Origin of the sequence: Nonomuraea sp. 3N208, assembly GCF_052245935.1 — a bacterium.
In the GTDB taxonomy this organism is placed as follows: domain Bacteria; phylum Actinomycetota; class Actinomycetes; order Streptosporangiales; family Streptosporangiaceae; genus Nonomuraea.
Window position 1 is genome coordinate 26,895 of sequence record NZ_JBQQBR010000036.1, and the last position, 21,415, is coordinate 48,309.

27 protein-coding genes are annotated in these 21,415 nt (G+C 68.6%); 9 read left to right on the forward strand and 18 right to left on the reverse strand.

Annotated elements, in window-relative coordinates; all coding sequences use genetic code 11:
- Nucleotides 1–11: 11 nt before the first annotated feature.
- The 3 genes from ACTWPT_RS42100 to ACTWPT_RS42110 all read left to right on the forward strand — a co-directional run bounded on the left by ACTWPT_RS42100 (nucleotide 12) and on the right by ACTWPT_RS42110 (nucleotide 2,458).
- Nucleotides 12–755, forward strand: a complete 744-nt coding sequence (locus ACTWPT_RS42100) for an SDR family NAD(P)-dependent oxidoreductase (RefSeq protein ID WP_443183138.1) — start codon at nucleotides 12–14, stop codon at nucleotides 753–755.
- Between the two features lie 271 nt (nucleotides 756–1,026).
- On the forward strand, nucleotides 1,027–2,253 hold the full coding sequence (locus tag ACTWPT_RS42105; RefSeq protein WP_443183139.1) for a cytochrome P450: 1,227 nt from the start codon (nucleotides 1,027–1,029) through the stop codon (nucleotides 2,251–2,253).
- 7 nt (nucleotides 2,254–2,260) lie between these two features.
- Nucleotides 2,261–2,458: a ferredoxin gene (locus ACTWPT_RS42110; protein ID WP_443183140.1), complete on the forward strand. Its 198-nt coding sequence runs from the start codon at nucleotides 2,261–2,263 to the stop codon at nucleotides 2,456–2,458.
- Nucleotides 2,459–2,481: 23 nt separating this feature from the next.
- On the opposite strand, the gene ACTWPT_RS42115 is transcribed toward ACTWPT_RS42110, so the two are convergent.
- Nucleotides 2,482–2,799 (reverse strand): hypothetical protein, encoded by a 318-nt coding sequence (locus ACTWPT_RS42115; RefSeq protein ID WP_443183237.1) that lies wholly within the window; start codon nucleotides 2,797–2,799, stop codon nucleotides 2,482–2,484.
- Between the two features lie 293 nt (nucleotides 2,800–3,092).
- On the opposite strand from ACTWPT_RS42115, the gene ACTWPT_RS42120 reads away from it, so the two are divergent.
- A complete protein-coding gene (locus ACTWPT_RS42120) occupies nucleotides 3,093–3,248 on the forward strand; it encodes a hypothetical protein (protein WP_443183141.1) in 156 nt (51 codons plus the stop codon).
- 662 nt (nucleotides 3,249–3,910) lie between these two features.
- Here ACTWPT_RS42120 and ACTWPT_RS42125 read toward each other — a convergent pair.
- Nucleotides 3,911–4,096, reverse strand: a complete 186-nt coding sequence (locus ACTWPT_RS42125; protein ID WP_443183142.1) for a hypothetical protein — start codon at nucleotides 4,094–4,096, stop codon at nucleotides 3,911–3,913.
- A 514-nt stretch (nucleotides 4,097–4,610) separates the two neighbouring features.
- The gene (locus ACTWPT_RS42130; RefSeq protein WP_305923707.1) at nucleotides 4,611–5,219 is read right to left on the reverse strand and encodes a TetR/AcrR family transcriptional regulator; all 609 of its coding nucleotides are present in this window, start codon (nucleotides 5,217–5,219) and stop codon (nucleotides 4,611–4,613) included.
- A 101-nt stretch (nucleotides 5,220–5,320) separates the two neighbouring features.
- Between ACTWPT_RS42130 and ACTWPT_RS42135 the strand changes: the two genes are divergently transcribed.
- Complete coding sequence (locus ACTWPT_RS42135; protein ID WP_443183143.1) at nucleotides 5,321–6,154, forward strand: SDR family NAD(P)-dependent oxidoreductase; 834 nt, start codon at nucleotides 5,321–5,323, stop codon at nucleotides 6,152–6,154.
- A 153-nt stretch (nucleotides 6,155–6,307) separates the two neighbouring features.
- Here ACTWPT_RS42135 and ACTWPT_RS42140 read toward each other — a convergent pair whose 3' ends face one another.
- The 4 genes from ACTWPT_RS42140 to ACTWPT_RS42155 form a co-directional block, all read right to left on the reverse strand.
- On the reverse strand, nucleotides 6,308–6,652 hold the full coding sequence (locus ACTWPT_RS42140) for an SPW repeat domain-containing protein (protein ID WP_443183144.1): 345 nt from the start codon (nucleotides 6,650–6,652) through the stop codon (nucleotides 6,308–6,310).
- 190 nt (nucleotides 6,653–6,842) lie between these two features.
- On the reverse strand, nucleotides 6,843–7,244 hold the full coding sequence (locus tag ACTWPT_RS42145; RefSeq protein WP_443183145.1) for a hypothetical protein: 402 nt from the start codon (nucleotides 7,242–7,244) through the stop codon (nucleotides 6,843–6,845).
- A gap of 43 nt (nucleotides 7,245–7,287) precedes the next feature.
- Nucleotides 7,288–7,545, reverse strand: a complete 258-nt coding sequence (locus ACTWPT_RS42150; protein WP_443183146.1) for an AbrB/MazE/SpoVT family DNA-binding domain-containing protein — start codon at nucleotides 7,543–7,545, stop codon at nucleotides 7,288–7,290.
- Nucleotides 7,546–7,566: 21 nt separating this feature from the next.
- Entirely contained in the window at nucleotides 7,567–7,716 is a 150-nt protein-coding gene (locus tag ACTWPT_RS42155; protein ID WP_443183147.1) for a hypothetical protein, read from the reverse strand.
- A gap of 20 nt (nucleotides 7,717–7,736) precedes the next feature.
- Here ACTWPT_RS42155 and ACTWPT_RS42160 point away from each other — a divergent pair, with 20 nt between their 5' ends.
- Complete coding sequence (locus tag ACTWPT_RS42160; protein ID WP_443183148.1) at nucleotides 7,737–7,928, forward strand: hypothetical protein; 192 nt, start codon at nucleotides 7,737–7,739, stop codon at nucleotides 7,926–7,928.
- A 319-nt stretch (nucleotides 7,929–8,247) separates the two neighbouring features.
- On the opposite strand, the gene ACTWPT_RS42165 is transcribed toward ACTWPT_RS42160, so the two are convergent.
- The 5 genes from ACTWPT_RS42165 to ACTWPT_RS42185 form a co-directional block, all read right to left on the reverse strand.
- The gene (locus tag ACTWPT_RS42165) at nucleotides 8,248–8,703 is read right to left on the reverse strand and encodes a hypothetical protein (protein WP_443183149.1); all 456 of its coding nucleotides are present in this window, start codon (nucleotides 8,701–8,703) and stop codon (nucleotides 8,248–8,250) included.
- Nucleotides 8,700–9,290 (reverse strand): NADP-dependent oxidoreductase, encoded by a 591-nt coding sequence (locus ACTWPT_RS42170; protein WP_443183150.1) that lies wholly within the window; start codon nucleotides 9,288–9,290, stop codon nucleotides 8,700–8,702. Before ACTWPT_RS42170 ends, ACTWPT_RS42165 begins: the two co-directional genes overlap by 4 nt.
- A gap of 225 nt (nucleotides 9,291–9,515) precedes the next feature.
- On the reverse strand, nucleotides 9,516–10,397 hold the full coding sequence (locus ACTWPT_RS42175; RefSeq protein ID WP_443183151.1) for an SDR family NAD(P)-dependent oxidoreductase: 882 nt from the start codon (nucleotides 10,395–10,397) through the stop codon (nucleotides 9,516–9,518).
- 72 nt (nucleotides 10,398–10,469) lie between these two features.
- Nucleotides 10,470–11,348 carry an RNA polymerase sigma factor SigJ gene (sigJ, locus tag ACTWPT_RS42180; RefSeq protein ID WP_443183152.1) on the reverse strand — a complete coding sequence of 293 codons (879 nt, stop codon included), beginning with the start codon at nucleotides 11,346–11,348 and terminating at the stop codon, nucleotides 10,470–10,472.
- 97 nt (nucleotides 11,349–11,445) lie between these two features.
- Entirely contained in the window at nucleotides 11,446–11,937 is a 492-nt protein-coding gene (locus ACTWPT_RS42185; protein WP_443183153.1) for a carboxymuconolactone decarboxylase family protein, read from the reverse strand.
- 109 nt (nucleotides 11,938–12,046) lie between these two features.
- On the opposite strand from ACTWPT_RS42185, the gene ACTWPT_RS42190 reads away from it, so the two are divergent.
- Nucleotides 12,047–12,175 carry a hypothetical protein gene (locus tag ACTWPT_RS42190; protein ID WP_443183154.1) on the forward strand — a complete coding sequence of 43 codons (129 nt, stop codon included), beginning with the start codon at nucleotides 12,047–12,049 and terminating at the stop codon, nucleotides 12,173–12,175.
- Between the two features lie 60 nt (nucleotides 12,176–12,235).
- On the opposite strand, the gene ACTWPT_RS42195 is transcribed toward ACTWPT_RS42190, so the two are convergent.
- Nucleotides 12,236–12,793: a site-specific integrase gene (locus tag ACTWPT_RS42195; protein WP_443183155.1), complete on the reverse strand. Its 558-nt coding sequence runs from the start codon at nucleotides 12,791–12,793 to the stop codon at nucleotides 12,236–12,238.
- 691 nt (nucleotides 12,794–13,484) lie between these two features.
- Between ACTWPT_RS42195 and ACTWPT_RS42200 the strand changes: the two genes are divergently transcribed.
- Nucleotides 13,485–14,339: an FG-GAP repeat domain-containing protein gene (locus tag ACTWPT_RS42200; protein ID WP_443183156.1), complete on the forward strand. Its 855-nt coding sequence runs from the start codon at nucleotides 13,485–13,487 to the stop codon at nucleotides 14,337–14,339.
- A 302-nt stretch (nucleotides 14,340–14,641) separates the two neighbouring features.
- On the opposite strand, the gene ACTWPT_RS42205 is transcribed toward ACTWPT_RS42200, so the two are convergent.
- Genes ACTWPT_RS42205 through ACTWPT_RS42220 form a run of 4 tightly spaced genes read right to left on the reverse strand, consistent with a single transcriptional unit; the run spans nucleotide 14,642 to nucleotide 20,014 of the window.
- Nucleotides 14,642–15,340, reverse strand: coding sequence for a B3/B4 domain-containing protein (locus ACTWPT_RS42205; protein WP_443183157.1), 699 nt, complete (start codon nucleotides 15,338–15,340; stop codon nucleotides 14,642–14,644).
- 56 nt (nucleotides 15,341–15,396) lie between these two features.
- On the reverse strand, nucleotides 15,397–15,999 hold the full coding sequence (locus ACTWPT_RS42210; protein WP_443183158.1) for a GNAT family N-acetyltransferase: 603 nt from the start codon (nucleotides 15,997–15,999) through the stop codon (nucleotides 15,397–15,399).
- Nucleotides 16,000–16,016: 17 nt separating this feature from the next.
- Nucleotides 16,017–17,051 carry a hypothetical protein gene (locus ACTWPT_RS42215; RefSeq protein WP_443183159.1) on the reverse strand — a complete coding sequence of 345 codons (1,035 nt, stop codon included), beginning with the start codon at nucleotides 17,049–17,051 and terminating at the stop codon, nucleotides 16,017–16,019.
- 32 nt (nucleotides 17,052–17,083) lie between these two features.
- Nucleotides 17,084–20,014: a bifunctional [glutamine synthetase] adenylyltransferase/[glutamine synthetase]-adenylyl-L-tyrosine phosphorylase gene (locus tag ACTWPT_RS42220; protein WP_443183160.1), complete on the reverse strand. Its 2,931-nt coding sequence runs from the start codon at nucleotides 20,012–20,014 to the stop codon at nucleotides 17,084–17,086.
- 80 nt (nucleotides 20,015–20,094) lie between these two features.
- Here ACTWPT_RS42220 and ACTWPT_RS42225 point away from each other — a divergent pair, with 80 nt between their 5' ends.
- Nucleotides 20,095–20,643 (forward strand): HXXEE domain-containing protein, encoded by a 549-nt coding sequence (locus ACTWPT_RS42225; protein WP_443183161.1) that lies wholly within the window; start codon nucleotides 20,095–20,097, stop codon nucleotides 20,641–20,643.
- A 37-nt stretch (nucleotides 20,644–20,680) separates the two neighbouring features.
- Here ACTWPT_RS42225 and ACTWPT_RS42230 read toward each other — a convergent pair whose 3' ends face one another.
- On the reverse strand, nucleotides 20,681–21,364 hold the full coding sequence (locus ACTWPT_RS42230) for a type 1 glutamine amidotransferase (RefSeq protein ID WP_443183162.1): 684 nt from the start codon (nucleotides 21,362–21,364) through the stop codon (nucleotides 20,681–20,683).
- Nucleotides 21,365–21,415: the final 51 nt, after the last annotated feature.

Genomic DNA, 21,415 nt, shown 5'->3' on the forward strand with positions numbered 1-21,415 from the left:
TCTTAAGGGGCATGACGAACTCGGAACAGACCTCGGTGTTGATCACCGGAGGCAACAAGGGACTGGGGCTCGAGGCGGCCCGGCGGCTCGGAGAACGGGACTGGATGATCTTTCTCGGCTCGCGTGATGAAGGTCGAGGACGGGCAGCCGCCGCCAAGCTGACCGCCGGTGGCGCGAACGTGGTTGTGATCCCGCTGGACGTGACCTCGGACGAGTCGGTGACCGACGCGGTACGGCTCGTCCGGGAGCACACCGACCGGCTGGATGTGCTGATCAACAATGCCGGCGCGCCAGGAAAGGGTATGGCGCCCGCACACGCGACGGCCGAGGAAATTCATTCCGTCTACGACACCAACGTGTACGGGCCGATCAGGGTCACGCATGCGTTCCTTCCCTTGCTGCAGGCGGCGGACAATCCGCGGGTGGTGATGGTGTCCAGCGGTGGCGGTTCCTTCGCGGTCGTGACCGATCCAGATCAGCCCGTCTCGAAGATGCACGAGCTCGCCTACAGCTCGTCGAAGGCGGCGCTGAACATGATCACTGTCCGGTACGCCCAGGCGCTCCCGAAGATCAAGTTCAACGTCGCCACTCCCGGAGAAGTCGCCAACTTCAAGTTCGCCGCCACCGACATGAACAATCACACCGGTCAGCTGACGGTCACCGAGGGCACCGACTCGATCGTCAGGCTCGCGGCGATGGACGCCGACGGGCCGACCGGAATCTTCATCGATCGCCTTGGCCCCGTTGCGTGGTGACCGCCGCAATCCACCTGCGGTCGATGCCGGAGACCCGGTGAAGGCCCGAGGTGTCATATCTCGAAGCCTGCCTCGTCCCCCGCGAAGCGCGAAGGCGGCTGGCGCAACGCGCGTACGAGCGGTGGACCTTGAGTAGCCGGAACGGGTCAGCTCCGGGTCTCTCCGAACGGGTCGTGTGCGCCGTGGAGGGTGTCGTCCAGGAGTTGGGTGACTTCGCGGGCGCCGACGAGCAGAACAAAGCTCACCCAGATCTATCAGTGGGAGGTCATTGATGACGAAGAGCGTTGCTGGCGACCTCGCTGGCCTGCAGTTGCCGGTCGAGCGCGGATGCCCGTTCGCCCCGCCTGCCGCCTACGAGCGGCTGCGCGCGTGGGCACCGATCAACCGGGTGCGCCTGGTGAGCGGCGCTGAGGGGTGGCTGGTGTCCGGGCATGAGGAAGGCCGGGCCGTCCTCGCCGATCGCCGCTTCTCCTCCGACCGGCGCAAGGACGGCTTCCCGTTCTTCATCGCCGATGCGGCGACCTTGCAGCAGCTTCGTAGTCAGCCGCCGTCGATGGTCGGCATGGACGGCGTGGAACACACCGCGGCACGGCGCCAGCTGATCGGCGAGTTCACCGTGAAGCGGTTGGCCGCGCTGCGCCCCAGGGTCCAGGACATCGTCGACCAGTTCATCGACGACATGCTCGCCACCGAGCAGCGACCGGTCGACCTGGTGCAGGCGCTGTCCCTGCCGGTGCCCTCCCTGGTGATCTGCGAACTGCTCGGCGCGCCCTACACCGACCACAGCTTCTTCCAGAGCCGCACCGCCGTGGTGGTGCGCCGGAGCTCCTCGACACAGGACCGCCAGCGAGCCTTCGCCGAACTGCGCGCCTACATGGACGATCTGATCACCCGTAAGGAGTCCGAACCGGGCGACGATCTGTTCAGCCGGCAGATCGCCCGGCAGCGCGAGGAGGGCACGCTCGATCACGCGGACGTGGTGAGCATGGCCTTCCTGCTACTGTCTGCCGGGCACGAGACCACGGCGAACATGATCTCGCTCGGCGTGATCGGGCTGCTTTCCCACCCGGAGCAACTGGCTCTGATCAAGGCCGACCCGGGCAAGACGCTCATGGCCGTGGAGGAATTGCTGCGCTACTTCAGCATCGCTGACGTGGTCACCTCCCGGGTGGCTATTGAGGATGTGCAGATCGGCGGGGTGAGTATCAAGGCCGGCGAGGGCGTCATCGTCTCGGGCCTGTCGGCTAACTTCGATCCCTCGGTGTTCACCAACCCGGCCGACCTGGACGTCGAGCGCGGGGCCCGCCACCACCTCGCCTTCGGATTCGGCCCGCACCAGTGCCTCGGCCAGAACCTGGCCCGGTTGGAACTGCAGATCGTCTTCGACACGCTGTTCCGCCGCATCCCCACCCTGCGCCTGGCGGCACCGGTCGAGGACCTGCCGTTCAAGACCGACGCCGTCATTTACGGCGCCTACGAACTCCCGGTCACCTGGTGAGCAGAACATGATGCGGATCACAGCGGACACCGGGGTGTGCGTCGGCTCCGGTCAATGTGTCCTGACCGAGCCGACCGTGTTCGACCAAGACGACGACGGCATCGTGGTCCTGCTGAGCGACCACCCCGACGACGAAACCGCGGCACGGGCGCGCGACGCCGTCCCCCTGTGCCCGTCCCGAGCCCTATCCATCCTGGAGGAGTAAGCACAACCCGGAGTGATCAGGGGTCAGGATGGAGGTATACGCTCTGGTACCGGGCTGATGATCATGTCGTCCCGGCCGCCGGAGATACGGCCGGCCCGCTTTGGCACCAGCACCGGCTCGAAGGTGCTGTTAGGCGTCATTCGTTCTGGCCACTGGGCACTGTCGCCGCGTCGCTCCAGCTGGGCATCTGAATCGATCTTCGTGTTCTTGTTGCTGTCCCTGGTGCGCGACGACAGCGTGAGCATGTCCAGCGAAGACAACGGCCCTGCCCGATCTCCCTGTCGTGGCGCGACGTGATCGGGAAGGGCCATGGTGCGGTGCTTGGAGGCACCGATGCTCACGGTAGGCAAGGACGAGGCCGGCGTCGAGCGCCGGTTACGCGAAGGCGGGCTGCATTGCCCGGACTGTGCCGGACATCTGTGCCCGTGGGGCTGGGCGCAGCCGCGGACGGTGTGGGGTATCGGCTGGCGGCGGCGGATCCGGCCGCGCCGGTCGCGGTGCCGAACGTGCGGGCGGACGCATGTGTTGTCGCCGGTCAATGTGTTGTGGCACCGCCGTGACGATGTCTCGGTGATCGGGGAGGCGCTGACGTTATCTGGGGCGCCGAGAGGGCGTCAGCTGTCTGCGTTGCAGTATGCATTGGCCTGATCCCGTCCAACGGCCACGCATCGCAGAAATCCGCGACAACCTCATCGCCCGCATCGCCGAGGCTGAACGCGAAGGCTGGCTCGGCGAAATCGAAGGACTCCGAGTCAGCCTCGCCGACGCGAACGACAAGCTGGCCAAATAGATCGACGAACAGGCAGCCACACCACGGTCGACCTCGGCTTCCCTACCACCCCTGGGAGGCAATGAGCCGGTTTCCGATGGGGTCTACTCAGGACACCGATCGCATGTCACGCATACGGCCGCCCCGTGAGCCGCCTCTTACTCCCACCGATTCGGTCCTCAGGACCTTGGGCGCCCCGGCGACGCCTGTTGACGGGACACCCAGATCCTCACACGCTCGCGGAGGATCAGCGAATCAGTATCCAGACCAAGATCGAAACGAAGTTCAGAGAAGCCCAGGTCTCACGCTCCTGGCTCTACACCCAGCCGGACATCCGCGCCGAGATCGAACGCCTCCGAACCCTGGACCGCGGGCCGCTACCGTCCGCCGCTCCGGCTACCCAACGCGGCAGCGACGCCTCGATCGCTCGCCGTCTGGAGACCGCTCTGATCCGGAACCGCGAACTCACCGCCGACAACCAGCGGCTCCGCCGGCAACTCGCCCACGCCCTCGGCCAACTCCGCGCCACCGGCCTCCCGGTCGCGGATGAATCCGAGACAGCCCGAGGACACTCTTCGATCACAATCGGCCCCTGCTGACACAGCGTCAGAACGACCTGCATCGCCTCGTCGAAGACATCGTCCTCAACAAGAGGATGCAGGTCACAGCCTCCGCCCAAGCGATCAGCTCAAGATAAGCCGGCGCAGGGCGAAGTCATCGACCGCAACGACCCGCAGCGAGCCCACCTCCGGCTCCGGGGCGACGCGCACCAGGCGCAGCAAGATGTCCTTGGCCACCTCAAGCCCGAGCCTGACCGCCAGTCGCGCACCAGGACGGGCGGCCATCGTCACGGCGACCAAGGCCAACATCTTGCGGAGCAGGGGCGTGTATCGGGCATGCGGGCTAGTCAGGCCGGCCACTTGCTCGCCGAACCGTCACCGCCAGCACGGTTGTGGCCCCACCGAGCGCGGCGTCCCTCAATCGCCGGACATACCACCGGCCATGCACCCGACTCGAGGCCTGCCCGCAGCCTGAGCAGGCGCTTGTGGCTGCTCGAACGCGAGCGTGCAAGGCTACCAATCCGGCCGCTCGCCCCACTGCCTCAACCACGACCCCGGCCAGATGCGGGAGTAACTCCTCAAGAGATCCAGAACTGCACGCCGAACATGATCAAGGAAGAGATCATCCTGCGTCACAAGATCAGCGACAGAGCCCTCTGCGCGTACTTGCCTTTGCACGTTCACCTGTACGCCGACAATGCGCCGAATCCCGTCGAGTTGCTGTTTGGTGCGGGCGGTCCTGGCTTCCGGCCCGGGGGTCAGCGGCCCCAGTGCCGCCCGCCCTGTCATTGGGGTGCCCGCGAGGCGTCGATGCAGGACGAGATCACGGCCGAAAGGCCCGCGCGGCCGTGTCGAGGGCGTCGGTGACAGCCCGTTGGATGCCCTGGCCGTCCATGTCTGCCTCCACTGCCGCGATGGCCGCGCCAACCACGGCGCCGCTGACCAGTCCCACCATGGTCGCTGCGCCGACCGGGTCGAGGATGTCCGGATAGGCAGTCTGCAACTCGGCGGCCACCTGGCGTTGCGCATCCGTGATCACTAGCAGGGCGCGTGCCCGCAGCGCCGGTACGGACAGCAGCAGGCTCACCCGAAGCCGCCCCGATTCGCTGGCGATGTTCAGCAATTCCCGCTCCGAGGCCGCCACGCGGTTGATCGCGCGCACCAGGACATCGAGCGGAGGCTCACCGGCCGTCCGGTCCCCGATGGCCAGCAGGGCCAAGTCGATGCGATGACGATGCTCGGCGAAGACCACGTCGTCCTTCGAGCTGAAGTGTAGGAAGAAGGTGCTCGGGGACAACTCGGCCGCCTCGGCGATCTGGCTGATCGTGGTCTGCTCGTAGCCCTGCTCCTTGAACAGGCGCAGGGCGGCGTCAATCAGCTGTCGCCTGGTCCGTTCTTTCTTACGGTGCCGCAGTCCGGTCGCTTCCGTCATTCCCCTGACCTTACAGTAGTCGCTACATTAATAGAGTCTCTATATCGATAGAGCGAGACTGAAACGTAGACGATGTACTCGTCTCGCGAAGGAGGACCCAGATGGACTCGTTGAGCGGCCAGACCGTTTTCATCACCGGCGGCGCCCAGGGCATCGGCCTCGGCATGGCGCGCGCCTTCGCCCGCGAGGGCGCGAACGTGGCGATCGCCGACGTCGATCGCGACGCCCTGGACCAGGCGGGCGCGCACCTATCGACGCTGTCCAGCGCAGACGCAATAGGCGTGTTCGAGCTGGACGTGTGCGACCGCACTGGCTTCGAAAGCACCGCAAAGGAGGTCGAACGCCGCCTGGGGCCCGTTTCCGTGGTGTGCAACAACGCGGGCATCCGGTTGCCCGACAGCCTGCCCAAGCTCGGATACCGGCTGTGGGACCTGGTCTTGGGCGTCAACCTCGGCGGCGTCGTCAACGGCGTGCAGACGTTCCTGCCACGCATGATCGAACGCGGTGCGGCCGGACACATCGTCAACGTCTCCTCGGCCGCCGGGCTCGCTACCCACCCCAACTCCACCCAGGCCGGCTCGTCCGGTATCACCTACCGGACGTCCAAAAGCGCGGTGATCGCCCTGTCCGAGGCGCTCCACTTCGACCTGCGGGCTGCGGGCCACCCAATCGGCGTCACGGTCCTGTGCCCCGGCCTGGTCAGCACAAAGATCAGCACGAACAGCGCGGTCCGAGGCAACCTGCCCCCGGAAGAACGCCAGCTCGCCGGACAAGGCGATGCCACACTCGCCCGGCTCGGCCTCCACGCTGACACTGTGGGCACGATCGTGATCGCGGCCATCCAGGCAAATCAGCTCTACGCACACACCGACCGCACCATGATCGACGCGGTGACCGCCAGGAACGCCGACATCCTCGACACCATGCCCTCCTAGCTCGGTTCTTCGCACCCCCTCCACGAGCAAGTGATCTGTAAGGAGACGCTTGCTAACTGGAGCTTCGTCTCATTCCGGGCACAACACGCCTGTAGCGCATCAAAACTCGCGCACACGGTTTGAGCTGGGGTTTCTCCGACCGCGGGCCGGTTTTCAGCTACGCTGTGCTGCCTTGCCCTTGTTCGCCGCATGGAGGCTGAGGGCCATCGTGACGAGACCGACGATCGCCGATGTCAACGTCACGTCCCAGTTGTCGTCATATGTCCCGTACGCCCACGGGGCGGTGAGCATCAACGTGCCCCACACGGCATTCACCCATTCCGCCCACACCATGGCCGGTCTCGCGAGAGCTACGACGGCGGTGCCGACGATGAGGATTCCAAAAGTGAGCAGTGTGCCGGTGGCTCCTCGCTCGCCGTCGAACCAGAGTGGGGAGAGAATCCCGTAGAGGCCGGCGGCCAGGATCGCCCAGCCCTGCCAGCGTGACCATGCTTTCATATCAACCTCCGCGCAGACCGGAAACCTCCGGTCAGCTGATTCCAGAAACCGTTGGTCCGTCCGGCTGTTCCGCTCCGGGACGGAGCCATCATTCCCACGTTTTCGTGTTCGGGTTGCGGCAGCGCGGCCGGGGCGCGGGTCATGCCCTTGCGGCCGCGACGATCGTGGCCGTTGCGCCACCGGCCCGGCGTCACCGGAGAACGCCTTGCCGGTGTATCGCGTGGCAGTACAGCCAGAGGCCGACGGTCAGCACCCACACGCCGATGTCGACGAGGGAGAACCGGGGGCCGAGGACGGCCCATCGGTCCATGAATCCGAACGTGATGGCGAGTAGACACAGCTGGGACGCCGCGGCGATCAACGCGACCAGGGTCGCCCGGCGGGAGTGGAACAGCAGCAGCAGGGCCGCTGCGAGGCCGGCGGCGATGTTGATGGTCCAGAAGATGGCCGGGATCGCCGGATAGTCGGTGAAGTACGCGATCTGGGCAGGTCCGTAGCCTTGTTCGGCGAAGTACCCCTGGTTCAGCGTCCTGGTCAAGATGTAGTCACGCGCACCGACGAGGTACAGGGCGAGTAAGACGAGCCCTACCACCCACAGATGCCACGGTCTTGCTGCCCGACGTTGCTGGGTCTGCTCAGCCTGATCCATTGGCCTTTCCCCGATTGTCGAACGTCGCGGCGGGCGACTCGCCGAGGACGGTCTCGACCAGGCCGACCGCCATCTCCTTGGGCAGGATGGCGATGCCTTTGCCGACGTCGGCGAGCAGCAGCAGAGTGTCGCCCGGGCTGATCCCGAACAGGTCACGGATGTCCTTCGGGATGACGATCTGACCCTTCTCGCCAACCCTTGCGGTGCCCGCCAGCTTGCCCGGCGGCGGAGGTGATACAGCCATGAGCAGGCCCCCTTGGTCGTCTCACTCGCCAGACTCCCCCAAGGAGTGAGTATGAAATGTATAAGAAATCATAACTTCCTGCCCATGGAAACTGCCCTCCTTGCGCCGGTCGGCCTCGGCCAGGACGAGCTTTCCCTGGTAACCACTCGCACCATAAACGGCGATCTTCACGGGATCTCCTTGGAGGATCATTGCTGGCCGGCACGGCGTCGCTGCGGTCGGCGCAGGTCAATGGCTACCCGGCGCTGATCATCGAGCTCAACGGCGAGGTCGACACCGTCCTGGCGGTACGCATCGACGACGGCCTCATCTCCGGGCTCTACGCCGTCCGCAACCCCGAGAAGCTGTCACATATGGAACGGGAGACCACGGTGAGCCGCTGAGCCCGGCGACGTAGCCGTCGCGATCTCGTACGGAATCGATCTCCTTGAACCTGTCGGTCAGCGGGACCGAGCCCCACATGAAGGGCGTGATGACGCGCATCGTGGAGCACTCAGTGGAGCACTCATCCGCCAGAGGGAGGTCTCCTCGGCGCCGCTGAGCCCGCGCGTCGTCTCACTGCCCGTCGATCTTCTCCGGCACGAGTCCGGCGCGAGATGCTCCTGGACCACCGGCCTGTTTCGGACGAGACGATCTTCGAGATCGTGGACGAGGTGTTCCTGAAGGTCCCCGGCCTCCCTCACGGCCATCGGCGGGTGCGCATCACGTCAGGTCCGTCTCCCGGCCGCGGGCTGCTTGCGGCCGGTCGTCCTTCTGTGCTGCCACGATGATGAGTGCTCCGGAGATGATCCCGGCGAAGAACGGGGACGGCACAAGAAGGACGCCGCCTAACGCACACCACGCCGCGAGGCCCCAGCCGATTCCGGCGGGCAGGGCCACCCCGCGTCCGGCAAGGTGCCATGTCAGGCAGCCCAGCAGAATGAGGGGCACGGCGAAGCTTCCCGGACCGGCCCAGAAGGTGACCTCGTTCTGAAGGGACTCCACGGTCTGAGCGGCACCCCCGTCCGTGAGGACGACCGGGATGGCTGCCCACATCCCCCGATCCACCCAGCCGGTGATGTCCCCCCAGGCGACGAGCGCCAGCAAGGACAGGTGCCCTGTGCCCAGCACGAGCATGATCCCGCTTGCCCAGCGGAGCAGCCGCTTTCTGGAGTTCATCGCGACATCCCTTTTCCGCACCGGTCCGCCCGCAGTTTCTCCCCGATCACTCCGACGCGGTCTTCAGTGTCCGTCGCGTAGGTCATCCAACGCATGGAGCCGGCCGCGGCATGGATCAGCACGCGCTGACCGGGCCGCACGTTCGCGGTGTCGTGCAGGACCTGCCACGCGGTGAGCGCCGCCAGCGGCAGCGCTGCGGCGTGTACGTGGTCGAGGCCTGCCGGCTTACGGGTGAAGTGCCGTGACGGTGCGGTCACGTACTCCGCGTAGCCGCCTGCCTTGTGTGGGAAGCGCGGCATGCCGAAGACCTCGTCACCGGGCCGGAAGCGGGTGACCCCGGGGCCTACGGCTTCGACCATCCCGGACACGTCCCAGCCAAGGATGGCGGGCGGATCGTCCAGCAGCCTGCCGTGCGTCCGTGACTTCCAGTCCGTCGGGTTGACGCCGGCCGCGTACACCCGGACCAGGACCTCCGTCAGCGTCGGTTCAGGACGGTCCACCTCGGCCAGCGTCAGCACCTCAGGGCCGCCCGCGGACTCCTGGATGATCGCGCGCATCCGTGCCGTCGCCGTCGTGTCTTCGCTCATGGGAGAACCCTCCGTAGACGCCCGGCGCGTCTCGTCGCGCGCCCGACTGAATGACTGGCCTTGAACCTTCTTGGTCGGAAGCGATCTGCGGGGACGCCTGGTGACGGTTCCGACGCGTGGAGCCGGTCTTACCCGCCCAGGTTGGGATTCCCTGGGGCACCCGGCCTCGGGCGTTAGCCAGCTGGCGGCTGCCTTCGGGCGTTTGCCCCAGGTGCCTTTCGAGCCCTAGGAGTTCTGGGAGTAGGTGTTGGTGACGGCGGCGATCCGGTCGGCGCTGGTTGTCTGATCCTCGGCGTCATTTCCGAGGTCAATGCCACCGGACAGCCAGCCGCCATCGATGGTGAGCACGCTGCCGGTGATGAATGACGCGCTCTCACTGGCCAGGAACGCGACCAGGTTGGCAACCTCCTCGGTGCGCCCCGGTCGGCCCAGCGGAAACCGGCTGGCGACGCCGAGCTCCTCGCCCAGCCTCCGCATGAGATCGTTACTGGCGATGTACCCGGGACATATGGCGTTGACTCGGATACCGACCGGCCCCAACTCCAGGGCAGCCGACTTGACTAGACCAAGCACACCGTGCTTCGACGCCGCGTACGCCGGTGACATCCGCACACCGGTGAGCCCGGCCGCCGACGAGGTGACCACAACCGAGCCACCGCCCACGTCGCGCATCGCCCGACCCGCTGCCTGCAGACCGAGCAGCACACCACGCAGGTTCACCGCCATCGTGCGGTCCCACTCCTCCAGCGGGTAGTCCAGAACACCAGCCCAATGCCCTATTGCAGCGTTGAGATGTGCGATATGCACCGCGCCATAACGGGCAACCGTCTCGCGGACCATCGCCTCGTTGTCCTCCGGCGATGCCACGTCGACCCGCAACCCGAACGCCTCGCCGCCGGCCGCCACGATCGTCTCGGCCGTCTGCTCAACTTTCTCGAAAGTACGTCCGGCGCAGCACACCCGCGCTCCCAGGGAAGCCAGCGTTGCCGCGGTCGCCGCGCCAATGCCGGACCCCGCCCCGGTCACCACCGCAACCCGCCCGGCCAGCGAAACCCTTCCTTGCTCCATCACGGTCACCTCTTGCTTCCTTTCCTGATCCAGATTCATGACATGTCTGACTGCAGGGGTGTCGTTTCCCGCTAGGGCACCGGGGAGCGGCCGGCGCTCCCGGCTCGGCCGTCAGCCCGTCGTCCAAGGCCGGAGCTTCTCGGGATTCAGGACCGACCAGATGTGCCTGATCCGTTCGCCCACGACATCGAACGACAGCACCACCACGGTGACACCGTCTTGCTGAACCACCAGGCCGGGCTGGCCGTTGACCGTACGCTCCAGGATCGTCAGGCCCGGTGCCAGACCGGCGACGGTGACGAAGGCGCGGGCGATGCGCTGACCGCCTTCCATCGGGCGGAGCATGGCGCTGACCAAGCCGCCACCGTCGGCGGTCCCCGTGGCGTCGGGGGCGAGGAGACCGATGAGAGCGTCGATGTCCTTGGCTTCCCAGGCCTGCTTGAAGTCCCTGACGATCCTGGCCTGCTGGGCCGTCGGAACCGCGGGCACCTCAGCCGCGTGAACGCGGCGGCGGGCCAACCAGGCCAGCTGGCGGCATGCCGCCGGACTACGGCCGACGACCTCGGCCACTTCAGCGAAGGAGTAGCAGAAGACGTCGTGCAGGATGAACGCGACGCGCTCGGCCGGACTCATCGATTCGAGCACGACGAGGAAGGCCATGTTGATCGACTCGTCAAGGGTGACCCGGTCGGCCGGGTCGACCCTGCCGCCGCCCGGCCGCCCGTCGGTCAACTCCGTACGATCGGGCAGCGGCTCCGGGATCCATTCGCCTACGTACCTCTCGCGCTGGGCCCGTGCCGAGCCGAGCAGGTCGAGGCAGATGCGACTGGCGACCGTGGTGAACCAGGCGCCGGGCGAATCGATGGCCTCCCTCTGCCGCCGGGACATCGCGTACCAGCGGGCGTAGGTCTCCTGGACGACATCCTCGGCATCGGCCAGGGAGCCGAGGAGCCGGTAGGCGAGGTTGATCAGCTGACGCCGCTCGCTCATGATCGTACTCAGGCTCGGATCGAGCCGACCATGACCTCGCTCGGACGGGATGGTCATGATGTCGCCGACTCCCTTGGCCGCAACATGATCAATGTCGCTATCCGTGCTGGCCGATCTGGCTGATCTGGCCTACCTGGTAGTCGCCGGCGGGCTGCTGGGTGATGACGTTCAGCCGGTTGACGGTGTTCACGATGGCGATGAGGCCCACCAGGGCGGCGAGCTCGTCCTCGTCGTAGTGCTTGGCGGCGTTCGCCCAGACCTCATCGGAGACACCACCCGCGGCGTCGGCGATGCGGGTGCCCTGTTCGGCCAGTTCCAGCGCGGCCCGCTCGGCGTCAGTGAAGACCTGCGCCTCCCGCCACACCGCAACCAGAGTGAGCCGCACCGAAGTTTCCCCCGCGTACGCGGCTGCCTTGGTATGCGTGTCGACACAGACGCTGCAGCCGTTGATCTGGCTGACGCGGAGCGCCACCAGTTCCTGCGTCGTGGCAGGCAAGGCCGGATCATGCGCGACCTTGCCCGCGGACAAGACATGCTTCAGCAGCTTCGCCGCGATCGGGCTGCCAAGGAAGTTGAGACGGGCGTTCACACTGTCCTCCTTGTCGTGTTGGCTGTTACACACCACCGACGAAACAGTCCGGCGAAATGTCACAGCCAACCGAATGTGATCTGCGTCTCCCTCTCGCGACGCTACGGGCATGGCCGCTGATGTCCGCACGGCCGCCGAACTCCGCCAAGCCGGCGCCGCGCTCGGCGCCTCGGGACACGTCCTGGAGTCCGGCTTCAACGACCGCGGAAGCTCATCAGGTGCCGGCCCTGGGTCGTGAGCTTAAACCCCAGCGCCCGCCGCATGGCCAGGTACTCCTTAGCCCTGGCCCGCAGCGCGCTCACTTCCCGGCTCCTGGCCACGGGCGCGCCAGCGGGCGCAGCGCATCCTGATCGACCTTGGCATAAATCGACGTGGACAGCTGGCTCCGGTGCCGCAGAACCTGCCCGACCTCGGGCAGCGACGCCCCGGTACGCAGCATCTCGGTCGCCAGCGCGTGCCGCAACCGATGCGAGCCCCGGCGCTCCAGCCCCGCCCGGTCACAGGCCCTGCCCATGATCGCACGGACCGCCTCGGCCGTCAGCTGCCGGTAAGGCCGCCGCACCGTCACGAACACCGCCCGCGACTCACACCGCGGCCGGCCGCCGGTCACCCAGGCAGCAAGCGCCTCCCCCGCCGGGACCGGCAGCGGGAGCCGCTCGACCCAGCTGCCCTTGCCGCAGACTACGATCCCCCCGGCCCGCCAGTCGATATCGTCCAGCCGCAGACCCGCGGCCTCCGCACTGCGCAGCCCAAGCCGGGCAAGCAGCGACAAGACCGCGTAATCCCGCAGGCCAACCGCCATCCTCCCGGTGGCAGCCGTCCAGCAGCCGCCCGATCTCGGCCTGCGACAGGCCATGCGGCAGCGCCGCCAGCTGCCACGATGCCACCGCCGGGACCGCGCCCGCCAGCGGGATCGCCGTCCGCCCGGTCGCGTGCGCGAACCGCAGGAACGCCCGCAGCGACGTCACCATCGCCTTCGCCGAACAGCCGTTGCTGTCCCGGGAATGCGCCACCATGAACGCGGTGACCCGACCCGCGTCCAGCCCGCTCACCGCCCCTGGCCCGCCGACCGCGGCCAGGAAGTACTTCGCCTGCTTGGAGTAGCAGCGCACCGTCACCGGCGATAGGCCCCGCTCCCGGTCCAGCCAGGTGCGGAACTCCGCCAGCAGCCACGCGCCATCCCCGTCACCCGCCGCCGCGCGGAGGGCATCCTCGTCCCTCTCCATGATCGTCTCCCCGTCTGGGGGCTCCTCCAGGATCAAGGCACGCTCAGGGCACTCCAGCGATGATCGGAACGCCTGGCTCGAGGGCTTCCCTGGCCCTGGCAGAAGCTTCGGGAGGAGGTGGCCGTACAGGTCCACGGTCGTGGAGATCGACTCATGCCCGAGCCACTTGGAGACCGGAAATCGGGACACTCTCGGCGAGAGCCGTACTGGCGAAGGTGTGTCCTGCCGATCGGATCGCATACCGCCGATATACCGCTGTCCCGTAGGTTGCTGCGCCGTACAGGAAAAATCAACAAAATCAACTGGAAGGCGTGAAGTTCAATGATGGGGACGCGATTCGGCAGGCTGGCGCTCATAGCCGGTGTGGGCGTCGTGATGGCGGCGTCAACCGTGATCTTGCCGGCGACCGCGACGGCGGCCAACGGCACGAAGGGAGCGGCCACACCGGACTTCAACGGCGACGGGGTGGGCGACATCTTCTCGACCAAAACCGGGACGCTCAACATCTGGTACGGCAAGGGAAACAACACGTTCTCCGCCCGGAAGACGATCGGCGGCGGCTGGGCGGCCTACGGCCGGCCGATCCCGGGTGACTACGGCGGCCAGGACGGCATCGCCGACCTGATTGCGGTCAAGAAGAGCGACGGGCAACTGTACGGCTGGACAGGCAAGGGCGGCAACACGTTTGCCGGCCCCCGGCAGGTCAAGCTCGGATACGACGGCCGCCCGTACGCGGACACCTTGGCGGCCCTACCCGACGTCAACAAAGACCGCCGCCCCGACATCGCGGCCAGCCGCGACGGCGTCATCTACGTCGTGAGCTCCAAGGACCGCAAGGCGCACAGAGTCCCCGGCACCTGGACGGCCTTCACCACACCGATCGCCGGCGACTTCAACGGCGACGGCATCGGCGACCTGATGGCGGTCAAGAAGGACACCGGCTCCCTGCACGTCGCGAATGGCAGGGGCGCCGACAACTTCACCATGCCCATCCAAATCGGACCGGGCTGGGGGCAGTACGCCCGCACCCTGATGTCCCTCGGCGACGTCAACAAGGACGGCCGCACCGACATCGCCGCGACCGTCAACGGCACGCTGTACTTGTGGAACGGCAAGGGCAACAACACCTTCGGTAGCCGCCAGACGATCGGAACCGGCTGGGCACCGTACTTCTAGCCGGAGTTTCCGAACCGGCCCCTCCTCGCCAGAAGTTTCGGCTGGCCAGAGACGATGTCGATCTTGCGTTTCTGTATGACCCAAGTGCAGGGTGACAGTCGGCGCAGGTCGAAGATCTTAGAGCGGCCCTGACCGGGCTGCACGCGCCGCCGACGCGGCGCGGGCCGGGCTCTCCCGCTCGTGCTCCCGTGCCCGTGCCGCAACACGCCCGGCCTTACCGCATGCCTAATGGCTGGCCTGCCCCGACCTCTTCTCCCCCGCCGATCAGGCCGAGGCACTGGCCGACGCCGTCCTGTGCGGCATCACACGGTGAACTCGGGCGCCGAGGAGCTGAGGATCGCCGCCCGGGGAGTCACCGGCCAAAGCGCTGCCAGTTCGTCGATGAGCGTGACCATGAGGGACTCGACGTCGGACTGGGCTGTTTCGTGCAGCGCCTCGGCGACGATCAGGACGTCGGTGGTCGTGTCGCGGATGGCCGAATAGCCGCTCTGGCGGTTAGTCCAGCGGCGGGCGTGCGCCATCCGTTCGGCGTCCGCGAAGATCACCTCTCCGGCGGGCGGGTGCTCCCTCTCGCCGGAGAAGGTCACGTAGGTCTCGTCGCCCGCCGCATGCCGCACCTCGACGTATTCCGCGATCTTGGAAGTGTCGAACACCGCGACCGGGATCGCGTACGCGATGGAGACCGCGTTGCACAGGTCGATCAGGGGGTGCAGGCGAGGCAGCGATCCCTCCTTCCTGAAGCGGCGCAGCAGCGATTCCGAGGCGCAGCGGTATTGGGTCGGCTTGAGCCCCATCTTGGAGAACGCCCGGCGCCACGCCTGGATCTCCGGCAGCTCGCCCTCCGACGCGGTGGCCAGTCGTTTGGCGGCGAGCTCGCCGAACGTCGCGATCCGGTCCTCCACGGAGACGCCCGCGCTGACGCCCCGCACGGAGATCACCGCGGGGACGAGCTCGGGAAAGTCACGCCAGATGTCGCTCGAATGCTGGAAACGCACGGTCACCCCCGTCATCGTGGCCACGGAACACACGCCGCACGGCATCCGCCGCGCCGATCACATTACTCGCCATCCGCGGAGGAGGGACGGAGGCGCGGGTTGGGCAATGGGCCAGGGCGGGCGGGGGCGGTACGGGAGGACGTTGTGCCGCGTTTGAGCCGGTAGAGGACGTGCGGGAGCAGCGGGCTGCCCTTCGCGACCCGGGGATGGTCGAAGTCCGCCTCGTACGTCATGCCGAGGCGCTCCATGACGGCGCGGGAACGCAGGTTGCGCGCGGCGGTCATCGAGATGATGTCCTCGAGGCCAGCCTCGGTGAAGGCGTAGCCGACGGCCTGCCTGGCCGCCTCGATGGCGTACCCGTGACCCCAGGCCGGGCGGGCCAGCCGCCACCCGACCTCCACGGCGGGCAGGAACGGCGCGTCGAACGTCTGCCAGCCCAGTCCGGTGAAGCCGATGAACTCCCCGCTCTCGCGTACCTCCAGAGCCCACAGGCTGAATCCGTGCTTGTCGAAGTGCTGCTCGATCTTGTCGACCATGACGTCGCTCTGCTCACGGGTGAGTGTCGCCGGGAAGTGCTCCATCACCTCGGGGTCGGCGTTCATGGCGGCGAAGGGCTCTCTGTCCTCTTCGCGCCACCTGCGCATGATCAGCCGTTCGGTCTCCATCCGGCCCACGATAGGGCTCAGCGCCTGGCCTTGATACCCGTGATGCGGCGGAAGACATCCCACCAGAACGGCGCGCCGAACAGCAACGCCACGTACGTCAGCAGGAACCCCGGCCAGTGGCTGGGCGTGCTGATCCGGTCCCACCACAGGCCGCCGTTCCAGTGCATGCTCGGGTCGCCCTGCTCCGGGATCGACACGCTGACCAGGGCCTGGTCGAGCATCCTGACCAGCGCGGGCTGGCTGAGCGTCTCGGTGACGCACGGCATCGGGTCCTGGCCCGTGCAGCTGGCCTTGAGCTCGTTGTACGCGTCCGGCCCCGCCTCGGCCACGGCCGTCACCGAGGCGCGGAAGGCGTTGTCACGCAGCAGCGTCTTGGCGTACTCCAGCCCGTCCATCGTGAACACCAGCGTCACCAGCAGGCCGAGCACGGCGACGACCCACTTCACGTAGCGCTTGTACAACATCGACAGCCGCTGCATCTCGCCGTCGAACCAGGTCTCGATGCCCTGCCTGAACCGGTCGAGGTCGCGCTGCGCCGTCTCCCAGATGCCCTTGAGAGGGCCATACAGGGGGCTGTCGATGGCCTTCAGCTTCTCCAGGAACCGGTCGACGTCGCCGTCCTCCCCCGCCGCCAGCTCCATCACCGCGACCGCGAAGCGGCCGGGCGGGATGTTCGCGATGCTGGTCCGGCCTCGTTTGGCGTGGTCGATCTCCCTGACCCGCTCGTACAGCAGGTTGATCACGGAGTCGCCGGCCCGCGCCTCGCGGTCGGGCAGCCCGCCGGCCTCGGCGGGCGCGGGCAGGTCGCTGTGGCGGGGACGTGGATCGCGCAGGAACGGCAGCGCGGTGAACACGTCGCGTACCTTGGCCGGCAACCACGACCCGGTTTTTTCGTCGGCGCCGTCCAGGGTGTCCCTGAGGTAGGCCCACAGGAACTTGCTCCGGATGGACAGCACCCGGACGAACGCCTCGTTGACGCCGCTCACCAGCAGCGACAGCAGCAGGAACGACACCACCAGGCCGAGGGCCAGATCCACGTAAACGGATAACACCGGGCCTTGATACACCGGTACACCCGGCTTGATCAAGCCCCGTAGAAGACTCGATCCACCACGAGACGTGCGCGGCGGGTCACGCGGCGGTAGTCGTTCAGGAAGTCCTCCGAGCCGTCCGGTGGGTAGCCGAGAGTCTGCGCGATCAGCTTGCGCTCGCCCGCGTCGCGCGGCACGCTGTCGCCGGGCCGGCCCTTGACCAGCATGATCACGTCCCTGATGCGGGAGGCGAAGCGCCACGACTCGGCCAGCACGGCCTCGTCGGCGGGGGCGAGCAGCTCTTCGGCCACGGCCGCACGCAGCGCGTCGAGCGTACGGGTGGTGCGCAGCGACGGCAGCGTGCCCGCGTACCGCAGCTGCAGCAGCTGGGCCACCCACTCCACGTCGGACAGCCCGCCGGGGCCCAGCTTGGTGTGCAGGCCGGGGTCGGCGCCGCGCGGCAGCCGCTCGGCCTCCATGCGGGCCTTGAGCCGCCGGATCTCCCTGACCGCGTCCTCGTGCAGCCCGCCCTGCGGGTAACGCAGCTCGTCGATCATCTGGGTGAACGCCGCGCCCAGCTCGGCGTCGCCCGCCGAGAACCGGGCCCGCAGCAGCGCCTGCGCCTCCCACGGCGACGACCAGCGGGAGTAGTAGGCGCGGTAGGAGGCGAGCGTGCGCGCCAGCGGGCCCTGCCGGCCCTCAGGCCGCAGGTCGGGGTCGATGATCAGGGGCGGGTCCGGCGCCGGCAGCGACAGCAGCCTGCGCAGCTCGTTGGCCACGGCGAAGGCGGCGTCCGTGGCCACGCGCTCCTCGACCCCCGGCTTGGGCTGGTGGACGAACATGACGTCGGCGTCGCTGGCATAGGAGCTCTCCATGCCGCCCAGCCGGCCCATGGCGATGACGGCGAACGAGGTGACGTCGCCGACCTTGCTGAGCGCGGCGTCCAGGGCCGCCTGGAGGGTCACGTCGGTCAGCGACGACAGCGTGCCGCCGACCGTCTCGATGTCGGCGAGCCCGAAGATGTCGGCCACGGCGATGCGAAACAGCTCCTTGCGGCGCAGCGCCCGCACGGCGGCGACGGCGGTCTCCGCGCCGCCGTCCCCGCCGACGTGCCTGGACACCGCGGCGGAGGCCTCGCCGCGCAGCGACTCCCTCGACCGCACGGCGAGCTCCTCGTCCGAGCCCAGCATGGCGACCGCTTCGGGCGCGTTCATGAGCAGGCCGGTCGCGTAGCGGCTGGTGCCGAGCACGCGCGCCATCCTGGCGGCCACCGCCGTCTCGTCACGCAGCAGCCGCAGATACCACGGCGTGCTGCCCAGCTTGTCGCTGACCTGTCTGAACCCCAGCAGCGCCCCGTCCGGGTCGGGCGCGTCGGCGAACCAGCCCAGCATGACCGGCAGCAGCGTGCGCTGGATCGCGGCCCGCCTGGACACCCCGGAGGTGAGGGCGCCGATGTGGCGCAGCGCCCCGGTGGGGTCGACGTAGCCGAGCGCCTCCAGCCGGGCCGCCGCCGCCGTGGCGGACAGCCGCGCCTCCGACTCCTGCAGCCGCGACACCGCCTGCAGCAGCGGCCGGTAGAAGAGTTTCTCGTGCAGCCGTCGGGCCTCCATGGCGTGCCGCCGCCACCTGGCCGTGAACTCCCCCACCGGGTCGGTCTGCATGCCCAGCGCCCGGCCCAGCCTGCGCAGGTCGCCCTCACCCGTGGGCACGATGTGCGTGCGCCGCAGCCGGTGCAGCTGCAGCAGGTGCTCGACCTGGCGCAGGAACGAGTACGCCTCGGCCAGGCTGCGCGAGTCGTCGCGGCCGACGTACCCGCCTCGGGAGAGCGCGGCGAGTGCGGGGAGCGTGGCCCGGCGGCGCAGCAGGGGGTCGAGCCGCCCGTGGACGAGCTGCAGCAGCTGCACGGCGAACTCGATGTCGCGCAGTCCGCCGGGGCCCAGCTTGAGCTGCCGCTCCCCCTCGGCGCGCACGTGGGCCTCGACCCGGCGGCGCATGGCCTGCACGTCCTCGACGAAGTCCTCGCGGGTGGCCGCCGTCCAGACCATGTCGTTGACCGCCTCGACGTAGGCCGCGCCCAGCTCCATGTCACCCGCCACCGGCCGGGCCTTGAGCAGCGCCTGGAACTCCCACGTCTTGGCCCAGCGCCGGTAGTACGCCAGGTGGCTGCCGAGCGTGCGGACTAGCGGTCCGGAGCGTCCCTCGGGGCGCAGGCCGGCGTCCACCTCCCACAGCGAGCCCTCGGGCGTGGTCGCGGTGCAGGCCCGCATCATGGCCTGGGCCAGCTTGGTCGCGGTACGCAGCGCCTTGGCCTCGTCGGCGCCCTCGCGCGGCTCGGCCACGAAGATCACGTCCACGTCGCTGATGTAGTTGAGCTCCCTGGCGCCGCACTTGCCCATGCCCACGACCGCGAGGCGAACCTCACTCGCGTCCACCTCGGCCCGCGCGATGGCCAGGGCGGCCTCCAGTGCGGCGCCCGCGAGGTCGGACAGCTCGGACATGACCTCCTGGAGCGAGGCCTGGCCGGTCAGGTCGCGTGCCGCCAGGTGCGTGAGCCGGCCCCGGTACGCCACCCGCAGCGCCACGAGCGCCTTGTCGCCGGTGGCCACCGGCTCGGGAGCCTCCGGCACGGCGCCGACCGCGCGCAGCAGCTCGGCCCGCGCCTCGCCCGGCTGCGGCTCGGCCAGCCACGCGATGTGGCCGGGGTGGCGTACGAGGTGCTCGCCCAGGGCGGCGCTGACGCCGAGCACGGCCAGCAGCCTGACCTTGAGATCGTCGTCCTGGCGGAGGGCGTCGAGCACGGCGGGCTCGCGCTCGATCAGCCGGGTCAGCGAGATCAGTGCCAGGTCGGGGTCGGCCACGTCAACCAGCGACTCCAGGAGGTCGTCCAGGTCCGTCCCGGCCTGGCGGACGAGCTGGGCCGCCCTGGCGCCGTCGGCGAAGCCGAGCTTGGCGAGGCGCGCGGTGGTCGATTCGATCCTGGGCACCTCTCCATCTTGACAGCACTCGCGCCGGCCGCCGTAGCATCGAACGCAACGTTGCGTTGTATTTGGGTGGGAGGTTGGGCATGGGACGGGTTCCGGCGACGGTGACGTGGGGGCTGCTCGCGGCGTGGGCCGTGCACGACGCTGAAGAGCTGGCGACCATGGCGAGGTGGGCGCGCAAGGCGCGACCGCGGCTGGAGCAGCGATTCCCGAACGTTCCGTGGGAGCGGCTGGAGGTGTCGCAGCGGCACGTCAACGTGGCCATCGGGCTCATGGGCGGGGTGATGGCAGGGGCGGCGGCTCTGGGGGCGCGAACGGACGGGCGGAGTCCGGTCTTCCAGGCGGCGCTGGCCGGGTTCGGGGCGCACGGGGTGGTGCATCTGGCGCAGGCGGCCGCGACCCGTGGGTACACGCCCGGGGCGGCGACCGCGCCGGTGGTGGTGATCCCGTTTTCGGTGTGGGCGTGGCGGCGCTTGCGTTCCGCCGGGGTGCCGATGCGCTCGGGGCGCGCCGGTCTGGCGGCGACGGCGGCGTTCCCGCTGGTGCTGGGCGGCGTGCACGCGCTGGCCCACGCCCTGACGACACCCCGCCGCACGAACGACACGCGCCGCTCGAGCGGCCCGGCCGCATAGGCGATCGGTGCGCCGCGACATAGGGGTGGTGGCGGGGTCAGGGTCGGGCGTTGGTTCCGACCACGTCGGCGAAGGCCTGCGCGACCGGACGCCACGTCGCGATGAGCCTGCTCTCAGCGGTCTTGACCGCGGCGTTCAGCTCCTCGGCCGCGTCCAGATCCGACTCGGCCGTCCAGGAGGCGAAGATCTCGGGCGTGGCCTCGGGGTGGAACTGGACCGCCCAGGCGGCCTCGCCGAGCCGGTAGGCCTGGTTCGGGTACGGGGAGCCGGTCATCAACGGCACCGCCCCGTCCGGCAGCCGCGTCATGGCGTCCTGGTGGTACTGGACGGCCACGGCCGTGCCGATGCCCGACAGCAGCCGGTCGGCGGCGGCCTCGGGCAGCGCGACCACCTCGCACGCGCCCACCTCCAGCCCGCCGGCGCCCCGCTCCACGGTGCCCCCGCAGGCCATGGTGAGCAGCTGCGCCCCCAGGCAGATGGCGAGCGTGGGCGTGGCCTCGTCCACCGCGCGGCGCAGCAGGTCTCGGGTGGCCGGCTGCCACGGGCTGCGCTCGTCCTCCCAGGCCGCCGCCGCACCGCCGAGCACGATCAGGCCGTCCGCGGCCCGCTCGGGCACGTCCTCCCCCAGGTACGGCCGCACGACCTCGCAGGTCACTCCCAGCCAGCCGCCGAGATACCCGAGCCCGGCCTCGGCCTCGTGCTCGATTACGGTGATGCGCATACCGGGTAATTTATCCGGAACTTTCGCCCCAAACTCCTCATCCAACACGCC